The following is a 12,942-nucleotide window of genomic DNA, read 5'->3' on the forward strand; positions in this document are numbered from 1 at the left end:
ATGTGTCTTCAATGAAATCGCTTTCAAGATTATTGTTCATTTTGGAAAATATCAAAATGAAACATCCACGATGAACATCATTTAAATATTTAAGGGGGCGTTGGAATGAAAATCAGTAACCGTTTGAAAGTTGCAGTTGGAATGACGCTTGTCGCTTCTTTATTCGTTTCAGGGTGCGGAAATGGAAACGCTTCAGGCCAGAACGAAGAAAACGGGGAGTCAGCCAAGCCGGCCGCCGCGAAAGCGATTACAATCAAAGTGGCCAATTATTTCGCTCCTGACCATCCGCAGAACGTTGCGCTTCGGGAGAAATTCAAGCCGCTGGTTGAGAAAAATTCAGGCGGATCGCTCAAGGTAGAAATTTACGAGAATAACAAGCTGGGGGCAGAGAAAGAGTTTTATGACGGCATCCGCAACGGCTCCATCGAGATGGGGATTCCCGGCTTGATCATGCAAACAGAGATTGAGAAGCTTCAAGTAGGCGAGCTGCCATTCTTAATCGAAAGCTTCGCGCACGCTCAAAAGGTATTCCAAGGACCGATCGGCAAAGAACTGACGGTCGACCTTGAACAAAAGCACGGCGTTAAGGCTTTGGCCTGGAGTGCGAATGGATTCAGAATGTTCTCCAGCAATCGTCCTATTAACCAGATGAGCGATTTCAAAGGCCTGCGCATGAGAATGCCGAACGCTCAAGTCTTCCTCGATCTTGGCAAATCACTCGGGATGAACGTAACGCCGCTGCCGCTTTCCGAAGTGTTCACGGCCTTGGAGCAGAAGGTTGTGGATGGACAGGACAATCCGCTTGCCAGCTTACGCGCTTCAGGGTATTACGAGGTTCAAACCGATGTGCTGGAATCCCGGCATATTTTCAGCCCGAACATGTACATCATCAGCAACAAGTTTTTCCAAAAGCTGACACCTGAACAGCAGAAGGTGGTTCAGGAAGCGGCTACGGCCTCAGCGGAGCATGAGTGGAAGCTGATGGAGGAAAGCTATGAAACGGATAAAAAATTCCTCCAAGAGCATAAAATCAAATTCACGACTCCGGATGACAAATTCCGCGGTGAAATGAAAAAATCGGTTCAACCGATGTATGAGCAGTTCTATAAAAAGTATCCATGGGGCAAGGAAATCATCGAGAAAATTCAAGCCGAAGCTAAAGGTTTATAAAACCCGGGGCTTTTATGCCCCTTTTACCAGGTTAAGGAGGGTTTGAAGTCAGCATGTTTATTCGTTTGATTAATGGATTGACCGCCGCTTTTCTCGCTATTATGTCAATTTTGGTCTTTGGGAACGTCGTTTTACGTTATGCCTTTAACTCGGGGATTACATGGTCCGAGGAAATGGCCCGCTTCTTGTTCATTTGGCTCATATTGATCGGTGCGATCAGCACATTGAAAGACAATCAGCATCTGGGTGTCGATATGTTGGTTAAGCGGTTATCCAAAACGGGGAAAAAGATCGTTTACATTGTGAGCAACGGAATCATCTTGTACATCTTATGGATCGTTTTCTTTGGAAGCTGGGACATGACGATGTTGAATATGGATAACAAATCTCCGGCAACGGGGGTTCCGCAATCGCTCATCTATGGAACAGGGCTCGTGATGAGTTTTTGTATGGCTTTAATTATTTTAGGCAAGTTGTACCAGCTCTTTTTTGGCAAGGCGGATATCGATGAGTTGACTCAGGTACTGGATTCCGAAGAGCTGATTGGTGAAGCAGATAGCCATTCGGATCAAGGAGGTGCCGTGAAGTGACTATTGTTATTTTCTTAGGAGTTCTTTTGGGCGCTATGGCATTGGGTATGCCTATCGCGTTCGCGCTTCTCGCCAGCGGCGTGGCGCTAATGTTCCATCTGGATATGTTTAACAACCAAATTGTGGCGCAAAACTTGGTTAACGGCGCAGATAACTTTCCGTTAATGGCCGTTCCGTTCTTTATCCTGGCCGGCGAATTGATGAATGCCGGCGGCATATCCAAGCGGATTATTAATTTCGCTATGGCTTTGTTTGGACACGTTAAAGGTGGACTCGGGTATGTCGCGATCTTGGCGAGCGTCATATTTGCCGGGTTGTCCGGTTCCGCTGTCGCCGATGCTGCAGCGCTTGGCGCGATTTTGATCCCGATGATGGTGGCCGCAGGGTACGACCGCGCTCAATCCGGCGGCTTGATTGCTGCCAGCAGTATCATCGCGCCGATCCTTCCGCCGAGTATTCCGATGATTATCTTCGGCGTAACTGCAGGAGTATCGATTACGAAGCTGTTTATGGCGGGAATTATTCCCGGTTTATTGATTGCCGTTGTATTGACCATTTCCTGGTGGTCCATTACCCGTAAAGGGAATTTCAAAGTTCAGCCGAAGAAATCGTTTAAAGAAATTATGCAAGCTTTCCTGGCGGCCTCTTGGGCGCTCTTCCTGCCGGTGCTCATTATCGGCGGTCTTCGCGGCGGAATATTCACACCGACGGAAGCTGCGGTTGTGTCTGCTGTCTATTCTTTGATCGTAGGACTCTTTATATACAGAGAAATAAACTTGAAAAAAGTATACCACTTGCTGGTGGCCGCTTCCAAAACGACAAGTGTCGTCATGTTCCTTGCCGCCGCAGCGATGGTCTCTGCATGGTTAATTACGGTAGCGAACATCCCGGCCGAGCTCGCCGACGTGCTTGGGCCGTTGATTGAAAACAAAGTGCTGTTGATCCTTGCTATTAACTTGCTTGTGCTGCTTGTCGGAACGGCGATGGACTTGACGCCGACGATCCTGATTTTAACGCCGGTGCTCATGCCGATTATTGAGATGGCGGGTATCGACCCGATCTTCTTCGGATTGATCTTTATTCTGAATAACTGTGTCGGTCTATTGACGCCGCCTGTAGGAACGGTGTTGAACGTTGTAGCCGGTGTCGGCAAGCTGAGCATGGAGCAAATCATGAAGGGCGTCTGGCCTTTCCTGGTAGTGGAAACGCTGCTCTTGCTGATCTTGTCGTTGTTCCCGGATCTTGTGCTCATCCCGCTTGGCTGGTTCACCTAAAAAGCTTCAGGGTGCGACATAAACAATATTTTTTCAGGAGGAAACAGACAGAATGCGTAAGTTTAAAGTAGTCGTAACGGATTGGGAGTATGCAGATTTGCGGTTTGAAGAAAAAGTATTTCAAGCCTATGAAGAGATTGAACTCGTTCCGGCTCAGTGCAGAACGGAAGAGGATCTGATTCGGGTTTGCCAGGATGCCGATGCGTTGATCAATCAATATGCTCCGATTACGCGCAGAGTCATTGAATCCCTTCAAAATTGCAAGGTCATTACACGCTATGGCGTCGGTGTGAATACCGTTGATTTGGACGCTGCGACGGAAAAGGGCATTTGTGTAGCCAATGTTCCGGATTATTGTATGGATGAAGTATCGGATCATGCGCTCGCTTTGCTGTTAAGCTGGGCAAGAAAAGTAACAGCGGCGGATCATCATGTGAAAAACGGCGTATGGGATTTCAAATTAACGCAGCCGATTTACCGCCTGCGTGAAAGAACGATCGGGTTGGTCGGATTCGGCCGAATTCCGCAAGCGCTGGCCGAGAAGGTCAAGCCTCTCCATCTTCGGGTTATCGCCTATGATCCGTTCTTCCCGGCCGATGTCGCCAAACAGAAAGGGGTGGAGCTGGTATCGCTGGATGCTCTTTGCGAGCAATCGGACTTTATCTCGGTTCACGCTCCATTAACTGCGGATACGAAAGGACTTCTCGGGGAAAAGCAGTTTGCGCTTATGAAGAAAGACGCGGTCGTGATCAATACCTCCCGCGGTCCGGTTATTGACGAGCAGGCATTAATTGCCGCGCTGGAGAAAGGGCAAATTGCAGGAGCCGCTTTGGATGTCGTCGAAGAGGAGCCGATCGCTTCCGATAACCCGCTTCTCCGGATGGAGCAAGTGATTCTGACACCGCACGTGGCCTGGTATTCCGAAGAATCGGCGGCCGAATTACGGGCGAAAGCGGCGATGGGCGTAGCGGACGTCCTGGTGTTCGGCGAATATCCGAAATATTTGGTGAATCATAAGGTGAAGGAACAAGGTAAGCTGGAGGCCAGCCAACCTGAAGCGAGATATGCAAAGCTTGTCTAGGTATTCATATAACTAATAAATAAAGGCGGGGTTATCAATGAAACAATGGATTAAACGCAGTATGATCGCTCTAACAATTCCAAGCTTGCTGCTGGCTACCGCTTGCGGCGCATCAGGACAAGACGGCCAGGCCGCCGGCAAGCAGCCGGAAGGAAAAGTGCGCATACTCAAGTCGGGTATCGGATTCAACGAAGATCATTCTCAGGCGCAAGGTCTTATTAAATTTGCGGAAATCGTCGAGAAAAACAGCGGCGGCAGAATCAAAGTACAAAACTACTTCTCGTCCCAGCTTGGTGACGATATGAAAATGATGGAAGCCTTAAAAGCGGGAACGCAAGAGCTTACAATGCCTTCCACGTCGCCGATCAGCAACATGGTGAAAGAGTTCGGGATTTTCGATTTCCCATTCGTTTTCAACAACGAGCAGGAAGCCTATGCCGTACTGGATTCTCCATTCGGACAAAAGCTGTTGGATAAGCTGCCTCAGCACGGACTCATCGGACTCGGTTACTGGGAGAACGGCTACCGGAACTTGACGAACAGCAAGCGGCCTGTTGCAACGGTAGAAGACTTCAAGGGGTTAAAGATCCGCACGCTGCAAAATAAAGTGCATTTGGAAGTGTTTGGCGCATTAGGCGCGAATCCGGTGCCGATGCCGTTCTCCGAGGTGTTTACCGGTCTGGAGAGCAGGACGGTTGACGGGCAGGAAAATCCGATTGCAGCCATTGAATCCAGCAAATTTTACGAAGTACAAAAATACTTAAGCTTGACGAATCACGTGTATACGCCGTTTGTTTTCTTAATGAGTAAGAAGATTTGGGATCAGCTGACGCCTGAAGACCAAAAAATGTTGAAGGATGCCGCAGCTGAAGCGGGTAAATACCAAAGAGCGCTCAACATTGAACAAAACAAAAAGTCGTTAGAATCGCTTAAAGCGAAAGGTATGCAAGTGAATGACATTTCTCCTGCGGAAAAAGAGAAAATTCAACAAATCGTGAAGCCGGTCGTTGATAAATTTGCCAAGGAATTCGGCGAGGACGTTGTGAAGGAAATGTACGATGGCGTTCAAAAGGCCCGCAACAAATGAGCATCATTGAAGAGCTTCTAAGCGACATCCCGCTTCCCAAAATGGTGAAAGTTAAACAGCATTTTCACGCACCCGAGCTGCCGGACGTTCCGGCAGCAGTTCGGGAAGCATTGGCATCAAGGGACGTGTTGTCAAGAATCAGCTCCGGGGACCGGGTAGCCATCGCCGTCGGCAGTCGGGGCGTCGCAGATCTTCCGATTCTTACGCGGGAAGTGGTGTCAGCCGTTAAATCGGTTGGAGGAAACCCGTTTATCGTACCGGCAATGGGGAGTCATGGCGGCGCTACGGCCGAGGGACAGACCGAAGTGCTGGAAGAGCTTGGCGTAACGGAGTCTTATGTTGGGGCCCCGATCGTTTCCAGCATGGAGGTTGTCGAATTGGGGAAGCTGGACAACGGGCTTCCCGTTTATATTGACAAGCATACGTACGAGGCCGACAAAATTATTGTCATCAACCGGATCAAACCGCATACCGCTTTTCGGGGACCTGTAGAAAGCGGCCTGATGAAGATGATCACGATCGGGCTGGGCAAACAAAAGGGTGCCGAAGCGGCTCATGCCTACAGTTTTAAATATATGGCCAAGCATGTGCAGGAAATGGCCCAGATGGTCATCGAGAAGACGCCGCTTATTTTCGGACTGGGATCGATAGAGAATGCTTATGATCGTCCCGCGCGGATTGTCGCTGTACCGGCTGAAGCGCTGTGGGAGGAAGAGCCGAAATTGCTGCTTGAAGCCAAATCGCTCATGCCCAGAATCATGTTTAACCCCCTGGATGTTCTCATTGTCGACGAAATCGGGAAGGACATTTCCGGTGACGGCATGGATCCGAATATTACGGGGCGTTACGCTACTCCCTATGCCAGCGGCGGTCTGGAAGCGACAAGAATCGTAGTTCTCGGCCTGACGGAGAGAACGCATGGCAACGCGAACGGATTGGGGATGGCGGACATGACCACCCGCAAGGCGTTTGATTCTATCGTGTGGGAAAAAGGCTATGCCAATGCGCTGACAAGCACGGTGGTAGCCCCCGTTAAAGTGCCGATGATCTTCGATACGGAGAGTCTTGCCGTCAAGGCCGCGATTAAAACCTGCAATACTTTTGACATGACGAAAGCCCGCGTGGTCCGGATTCACAACACGCTTGAGCTGAAGGAAATTTGGATTTCCGAAAGTTTGCTGGAAGAGGCCAGAGGGCAAGAAGCGATTGAGATCGCAGGAGAACCGGAAGATCTTTTCTAACCGCATCGTTCTTGTTCTTTGAGAGTCCCTATATGGCATTTATCATTGGCAATTTGTTATCGTGTACGCCAGGATTTTTTATTTCAACTATGCTAATATTTAATTGACACGAAAATCCTAATGAGGGAAAAAAATTCATGCCTATTATTCAGTCGATAGAACGCGCTCTGCGCATCCTGGATTTATTTGATGAGAACGAAACGGAATTGAAAATTACAGAAATCAGCGAACGAATGGGGCTTAGCAAAAGCACGGTGCATTCCCTGTTAAAGACGCTTCAGCTGTATCGTTATATCGAGCAAAATCCTGAGAATGGCAAATACAGGCTCGGGATGAAGCTGTTTGAACGAGGTAATTTTGTCATCAGTCGTTTAGACATTCGGACGGTGGCCAAACGTTTTTTGGTTCATTTATCCGAACGGACAGGCCAAACGACGCATTTGGTTATCCTGGATGGCAAAGAAGGGGTATACATTGACAAGGTAGAGGGAGAACAGGCGATGATTCTCTCCTCCCGGATCGGCCGCCGCATCCCGCTGCACGCCACTTCCGTAGGCAAAGTGTTCCTGGCTTTCAAGTCTAAGGAAGAGCTGGCCAAGCTGTTGGACGGCTATGACTTCTACGAGAAAACGGTGAATACGATCACAACGAAGGAACGGTTAATGGCGGAGTTGGATGAAATTCGCCGTCAAGGCTATGCGGTGGATAATCAGGAATATGAGCCGGGTGTGCGCAGCGCAGGAGTCCCCATCTATAATTATGCGGGCGAGGTCGCTGCCGCGATTAGCATCACGACTACGATCGCTCGTGTGGATGACAAGGCTTTCGAACAACTGATTCCCCTGCTGGTTCGGGTAGGCCAGGAAATATCGGAACGAATGGGGTATGGCATCTTAAACTAATGGACATGCGGGGGGACTCCTAAAGAGCTCCCCTTTGTTTATCCAATAACAGCTTAACCCCATGTATGGAAAGGAGAATCCTATTGAGCTGGTTTCATCATCTTAAAATTTCTTTGAAATTTATGGTTTGTTTTGCGCTTGTGTTGATCATTTTACTGGCTACGGGTGTATTGGGACTGACGAATAGCCATAAAATCAACAATAATCTTGTGGATATTTATGAAAACAAGCTGATCACGATTAAGGATTTGGGGGAAATTTCCAGTTCCTTTCATAGAATCAATACGCATCTTGGCAACTATTTGCTAACTGCCAATTTGGACGAACGCATAAAGTCAAAAGAAAAGATGATGGAAAACCAGAAGCATATCGATCTTTTACTGGAAAATATGGCTTTGCGGCCTTTGCCCGAGGAATACGTCAAGGAGCTTGAACTGTTCAAAGGCTTATGGGTCAATTACTCCGAGAAGGGCAACAAAGTGACCGAATTGGCGGATCAAAACCAGAAGGCCAGTGCTCAGCTTATTTACGAGAAGGAAATGCTGAATAAGGTCGAAGGCATCGATCAAACGTTTCACAACTTTATCGAGCTGAATAAAGAGGAAGCGGAGCAGTCTTATTTAAGCTCCTCTGCCATGTATAAGAAAGTTACGGCTATTTCCATCGGATTTATCGCAGGCTCCTTTCTTATTTCCATCGCGCTGGGCTATATCATTACGTCTTCTATGGTGAATCCGATCAAGGAACTTCTTCGCAAGTTCCAGCTGATGGGATCCGGCGATCTGTCAGCGCCTATTTCCATTCAGCGCAAGGATGAGCTCGGCCAATTGGCACTAGCCTCCGAACAGATGAGACAAAGCATAGCTTCTATTATTAATCAGGCCCAAAACTCGGTCTCAACCTTATCCGACGTGTCGGACAAGATCAAACAATCGGCGATTCTGACCGGGAATTCTTCCCGGTTTATTCTTCAAGGGCTGCAGCATTCTACCGAACGGTTCAAGCACCAATCCGAGATGGTTTCGGGCGACGCAGCCATTGTGAAAGAAATGTCCATGGGCTTGCAGCAAATGGCTGGCGACGTCGACCAAATGAACCGCCGTGCACTCGATATGGAAACGGTGTCCGCCCAAGGGGATGTCGCCGTTCGCGACGCGATCGATAAGATGAACGGACTTCAACAGCAAGTAATGCAATCGACCGAGTCCGTTCGGAATTTGGCTCAGCTGTCGAAGGATATCAACCAGGTGATCACGACGATCATGGAGATTGCGGAAGAAACCAATCTGCTCGCTCTCAACGCGTCGATTGAAGCGGCTCGGGCGGGTGAAGCGGGTCTCGGCTTTGCTGTGGTTGCCAGTGAAGTGAGGAAGCTTGCCGAGAACAGCAGGAGCGCGGCCGATCGTGTGCGAATGGACATCGGCAAAATGCAGGCAGGCACGTTGACTGTCGTGAATTCCATCCAAATTTGGGCGGCTGAGATTTTGGACGGCCAGGAGAAGGTGGAGAACGTTAGTCTGGCTTTCCAAAACATTCGCAATTGGGTGTATAAAATGAACAGCTCCATTCAAGAGGTGTCGGCCAACATCGAAGAATTGGCTGCCGGGAGCTATCAAATCGATCAATCGATGCGAAGAATCGAAAATTTCTCGGTGGAGGTATCCGATTCGACGGAAAGCTATGCGAACACATCGGGGGAACAGGTGAAATCGATGAACGAAGTGATTGTTTCCATCGAGTCGATATTGGCCATATCCGAGGAATTGAATAAGGCAACAAGCCGCTTTACCGTCTCTCCCCAAGGATGAAGGAAATTCGCCGGAGCGGAGTCTAGGACGACATTTTAATTTGGAGGTTTAGTGATGGCGACAATGAAAGCAGGACTCTTTCTCGGCGCAAAAAACGTTCAGGTAGGCGAATTGGAAAAACCGTCACCCAAGCAAGGGGAAGCGTTGATCAAAGTAGCTTATGCCGGAATATGCGGAACCGATATGATGATTTATGCCGGCAGACATCCAAGAGCAAAGGCCCCGTTAGCGATGGGACATGAATTTTGCGGTGAAATCGTCGAAATTGCGGGCGACAGCGCTTTTGTTCCGGGTGAGCGGGTCGTGATCGAGCCGACGCTTAGCTGCGGGACTTGCGAAGCTTGCTTGGCAGGCCAAACCCATGTATGCAAAACGCTGCGGCTTATCGGCATTGACGGCCACGGCGGGTTTGCCGAATATGTTGTCGTTCCATTAAACAGACTGCACCGCATTCCTGAAAGCTTGTCGGATGCGCATGCCGCGTTGACGGAGCCACTGGCTGTAGCTGTTCATTCGGTGCGCCGTTCCAACATGAAAGTTGGCGACCGGGTTGTTATTTTGGGAGGCGGCCCCATTGGTCTGATGATCGGCATGGTGGCGAAGCTGGCGGGCGCCCGCGAAATTATCGTGTCGGACATTAGTCCTTATCGGCTGTCCAAGGCGAAGGAGCTTGGATTTGTAGCGTTGGATGCCAAGACCGCGAATGTTGGGGAAGAAATCCGGACGATTACCCAAGGAGTAGGGGCGGACATCGTATTTGAAGTTGCCGGAACACCCGCTACCGTGAGCCTGATGGTGGAAGCCGTCAGAATTCAAGGTCAGGTCGTCGTGGTCAGCTTGTTCAAGCAGCCTCCGGCTGTAGATTTGGCCAGCATGCACTTTAAAGAAATTTCCTTGACGACAACTCGATGCTACAGCACGGGGGATTTTGAAACGGCGATTCAATTCATGGCGAAAGGAATGCTTGATATCTCGCCGATGATTTCACATGAGCTTAAGCTGGATCAAGTTGCACAGGGATTCGAGTACATGGAAAATCCGGATCAATCGTTGAAAGTATTAATTCAACCTTAAGTAGGATGAAAGAGATCTAAACAGGTATGGCCGGGCCCTATTCGCGGGGCTCTTTTTTTTATACAAGCCCATTAATTACCGGAGTGGAAGCAAAAAAATGCGCTTTTTCCACAATTGTCCAAACAATACGTACACTAGCCGTCTCAACTCCTCGTTACTGCCATAATATAAAGCATATTAGACTATGACCAGTTGAGGTGTCCGAATGACAAATGAATTCAATCCGCGGGACCCTGTCGCGAAGCCGAAATTGTCCGTCGTCATTCCAGCCAGGAACGAGTCGACAACGATTGCCTATGTCATAGAGGAGGCCAGGAGCGTTCATCCTGAATCGGAGGTCATCGTTGTTGTCAACGGAGCAACGGACAGAACGGCGGAAATTGCCGCACAGATGGGGGCTAAGGTGATCCGCTATTCGGCGGCGCTTGGACACGATGTCGGGCGAAGCTTGGGAGCCAAGGAGGCCAGGGGCGATATTATCCTATTCCTGGATGGCGATATCGTGATTTGTACCGATCTGCTCACTCCGTTTGTCCAAGCGGTAGAGAATGGGGCTGACGTCGCTTTAAACAAATACCAAGGCCGTGTGAATACGAAAAATGTGCATAATGTCGTTTTATCGAAGCGGGTGTTAAACGCTTTGCTTTCGTCATCCGAACTGGGCGCTTCGTCCATGACAACGATCCCGCACGCCATTAGCCGAAAAGCACTGCGTGTCATTGGCTGCGACAATTTAGCCATCCCTCCCAAAGCTCAAGCGATAGCCCTGACAAGCGGACTTCATGTCGCGCAGGCATGCTTTGTAGATGTCGGGAAGGTCAATCCTAAACGAAGGAAATCCCCTGATCCACTCTCGCAGCTCATTGTGGGGGATCATCTTGAAGCCATTCATTGGCTGTTTAGTCAAAGCGATTCTCGTGCTAACCGTTCGGATCTCGGAAGGCAGCGGGAAAGGGTGAGAGATTAGCATGAAGATCATACCGAAAAAAGCAGCTGTAAAAAAAAAGCGGCCCTTACGCAAACCCGTTGCGGCAAAGAGCGTAAACTCCCTGAAAAAAACAGCTTGGGACAAAGGGGCTTATGCGGCAGGATGCCGTTCGGTCGGATGGTTCTGGCCTAAATCGATCGACGGGGAACCGCCGGAGAACATTCAATGGGAGCGCACAATCAATGTGCGCTGGGCCAAATGGTTTGGGAAGCATGCATTCAGACGCGTGCCCCGGTTAAGCTACCCTCTCGCGTGCGGACGGTTCATTCGCGGTTTTTGCGAAACGGCAAATATCGATATAAGTTCGAATCTGTTGCTTCCGACAACCAAGTCGGTCTGTTGCGTACTTACGGTAAAGAATGAGGCTGCTACGTTGCGAGCTCAATTAAATGAGCTTAGGCGTCTTCCGTTTGAAGAAATAATTGTAGTTGTTAACGGGTCTACGGACAATAGCTACGAGGTTGCCCGCAATCATCCCGTCCAGGCAACGGTCGTTCATTTCGATTCGGCGCTTGGTTACGATGTAGGGAGAGCGGTCGGAGCCAGAATGTCACATTCCGATATGATATTGTTTTTGGACGGGGACATGACGATTCGGGTGGATCTGCTGCTGCCGTTTATTTATGAGATTGAAAAGGGGGCGGACGTCGTTCTGAACCCGATTTCGTCCCTGCTGCCGACATTCGAACGAAGGGATTCCGTCTCTAATATCAAACAGTTTTTAAATATATGTTTGGGAAGGCGGGATTTGCATGCGGATTCGCTAACCGCCGTCCCCCATGCGCTTTCACGACGTGCGATCGAAAAGCTGGGAACCAGCGTACTGGCTGTCCCTCCTGTTGCGCAGGAGAGGGCCGTTCGTTTAGGACTGTCCGTTGTCCGTTCGCCGGTTACGGTCGATGTGATTACCCGCAACCGGCTCCGTAAACAAAATGTCGGGTCAGGAAACCGCGTTGAGCATCTCATACTCGGGGACCATCTGGAAGCCCTTCATGAGCTAATGGGTAATTTCGGTCCGCGGCTGCACTTTACCGACTCCATGCGACAACGTCACCTCATCGAGGAAGGAGCCGACGAAAGTGTCTAATACAAGTATAATCATTCCCGTCCATATGGCGAAGGAGCTTCTCGGAAAATGCATCGCCTCCATTCGCAACCATACGGACATTCCGTATGAAATCATCGTCATTGACAATGGATCGAATGATGGTACGGACGAATATTGCCGCAAGGAGCGTATAACTTTTGTTTCATTGCCGTGGAAGCATGCCGTTTCCGATGCCTGCAATCTTGGTTTAAGATTGTCAACCGGAGAGAATCTGCTTCTGTTGAAACACGATGTCCTGGCTTCACGCAATTGGTTGTCCGGTATGCTTCAAGGTTTGAACAGTCAGGACGATATCGGTATCGTCCGCCCTTCGTTGATCCCAATCCAAATCCATCTAAACAAGCATGTCGCGAATGAGGATATGTTGGAGCGTTGCATCTTGTTCAAGCGGGACTTGCTCAACAAAATCGGCTTCCTTCAGACCCCGCAGTTGTTTGCCGATCGTGTGTTTCATGATTATTGTTCCCGCGCAAGCCAAGCCGGGTATCTATTGATGATTGCCGGTAAGGTGAAGTTAAATCCGGATTCCACCATCGAACGGGTTGCTGCACATACGCCATGAGAAGAAAAAGGAAACGGCGTGTGCCGTTTCCTTTTCATACGAAATCCCATACCTTGC

General features: G+C 49.3%; 12 protein-coding genes. All 12 read left to right on the top strand.

Annotated features, from left to right (window positions below):
- Positions 1-105: 105 nt before the first annotated feature.
- The 12 genes from ACZ439_RS18970 (at position 106) to ACZ439_RS19025 (ending at position 12,885) form a co-directional block, all read left to right on the top strand.
- Complete coding sequence (locus ACZ439_RS18970; protein WP_464620038.1) at positions 106-1,170, top strand: TRAP transporter substrate-binding protein; 1,065 nt, start codon at positions 106-108, stop codon at positions 1,168-1,170.
- 53 nt (positions 1,171-1,223) lie between these two features.
- Complete coding sequence (locus tag ACZ439_RS18975; RefSeq protein WP_464620039.1) at positions 1,224-1,760, top strand: TRAP transporter small permease; 537 nt, start codon at positions 1,224-1,226, stop codon at positions 1,758-1,760.
- Positions 1,757-3,034 (top strand): TRAP transporter large permease, encoded by a 1,278-nt coding sequence (locus tag ACZ439_RS18980; protein ID WP_127604800.1) that lies wholly within the window; start codon positions 1,757-1,759, stop codon positions 3,032-3,034. The genes ACZ439_RS18975 and ACZ439_RS18980 overlap by 4 nt, the downstream gene beginning before the upstream one ends.
- A gap of 52 nt (positions 3,035-3,086) precedes the next feature.
- Entirely contained in the window at positions 3,087-4,115 is a 1,029-nt protein-coding gene (locus tag ACZ439_RS18985; RefSeq protein WP_054799192.1) for a C-terminal binding protein, read from the top strand.
- 37 nt (positions 4,116-4,152) lie between these two features.
- Positions 4,153-5,202, top strand: coding sequence for a TRAP transporter substrate-binding protein (locus ACZ439_RS18990; protein ID WP_127604798.1), 1,050 nt, complete (start codon positions 4,153-4,155; stop codon positions 5,200-5,202).
- Positions 5,199-6,443, top strand: a complete 1,245-nt coding sequence (locus ACZ439_RS18995) for a nickel pincer cofactor-dependent isomerase, group 22 (RefSeq protein ID WP_464620040.1) — start codon at positions 5,199-5,201, stop codon at positions 6,441-6,443. The genes ACZ439_RS18990 and ACZ439_RS18995 overlap by 4 nt, the downstream gene beginning before the upstream one ends.
- Before the next feature lie 137 nt (positions 6,444-6,580).
- Entirely contained in the window at positions 6,581-7,345 is a 765-nt protein-coding gene (locus tag ACZ439_RS19000; RefSeq protein WP_464620041.1) for an IclR family transcriptional regulator, read from the top strand.
- Positions 7,346-7,428: 83 nt separating this feature from the next.
- Positions 7,429-9,153, top strand: a complete 1,725-nt coding sequence (locus tag ACZ439_RS19005; protein WP_054796400.1) for a methyl-accepting chemotaxis protein — start codon at positions 7,429-7,431, stop codon at positions 9,151-9,153.
- A 54-nt stretch (positions 9,154-9,207) separates the two neighbouring features.
- Positions 9,208-10,227, top strand: coding sequence for a zinc-dependent alcohol dehydrogenase (locus ACZ439_RS19010; RefSeq protein WP_230876075.1), 1,020 nt, complete (start codon positions 9,208-9,210; stop codon positions 10,225-10,227).
- A gap of 205 nt (positions 10,228-10,432) precedes the next feature.
- The gene (locus ACZ439_RS19015; RefSeq protein WP_054796398.1) at positions 10,433-11,194 is read left to right on the top strand and encodes a glycosyltransferase family 2 protein; all 762 of its coding nucleotides are present in this window, start codon (positions 10,433-10,435) and stop codon (positions 11,192-11,194) included.
- 1 nt (position 11,195) lies between these two features.
- Positions 11,196-12,302, top strand: coding sequence for a glycosyltransferase family 2 protein (locus tag ACZ439_RS19020; RefSeq protein ID WP_464620042.1), 1,107 nt, complete (start codon positions 11,196-11,198; stop codon positions 12,300-12,302).
- The gene (locus tag ACZ439_RS19025; RefSeq protein ID WP_054796396.1) at positions 12,295-12,885 is read left to right on the top strand and encodes a glycosyltransferase family 2 protein; all 591 of its coding nucleotides are present in this window, start codon (positions 12,295-12,297) and stop codon (positions 12,883-12,885) included. The genes ACZ439_RS19020 and ACZ439_RS19025 overlap by 8 nt, the downstream gene beginning before the upstream one ends.
- Positions 12,886-12,942 lie beyond the last annotated feature (57 nt).

It is taken from the genome of Paenibacillus sp. JCM 9796 (assembly GCF_055379675.1).

What these genes read in the sequence shown, in the direction of transcription:
- ACZ439_RS18970 (WP_464620038.1), top strand. Translation starts at nt 106, where the DNA reads ATGAAAATCAGTAACCGTTTGAAAGTTGCAGTTGGAATGACGCTTGTC.
- ACZ439_RS18975 (WP_464620039.1), top strand. Translation starts at nt 1,224, where the DNA reads ATGTTTATTCGTTTGATTAATGGATTGACCGCCGCTTTTCTCGCTATT.
- ACZ439_RS18985 (WP_054799192.1), top strand. Translation starts at nt 3,087, where the DNA reads ATGCGTAAGTTTAAAGTAGTCGTAACGGATTGGGAGTATGCAGATTTG.
- ACZ439_RS18990 (WP_127604798.1), top strand. Translation starts at nt 4,153, where the DNA reads ATGAAACAATGGATTAAACGCAGTATGATCGCTCTAACAATTCCAAGC.
- ACZ439_RS18995 (WP_464620040.1), top strand. Translation starts at nt 5,199, where the DNA reads ATGAGCATCATTGAAGAGCTTCTAAGCGACATCCCGCTTCCCAAAATG.
- ACZ439_RS19000 (WP_464620041.1), top strand. Translation starts at nt 6,581, where the DNA reads ATGCCTATTATTCAGTCGATAGAACGCGCTCTGCGCATCCTGGATTTA.
- ACZ439_RS19010 (WP_230876075.1), top strand. Translation starts at nt 9,208, where the DNA reads ATGGCGACAATGAAAGCAGGACTCTTTCTCGGCGCAAAAAACGTTCAG.
- ACZ439_RS19015 (WP_054796398.1), top strand. Translation starts at nt 10,433, where the DNA reads ATGACAAATGAATTCAATCCGCGGGACCCTGTCGCGAAGCCGAAATTG.
- ACZ439_RS19020 (WP_464620042.1), top strand. Translation starts at nt 11,196, where the DNA reads ATGAAGATCATACCGAAAAAAGCAGCTGTAAAAAAAAAGCGGCCCTTA.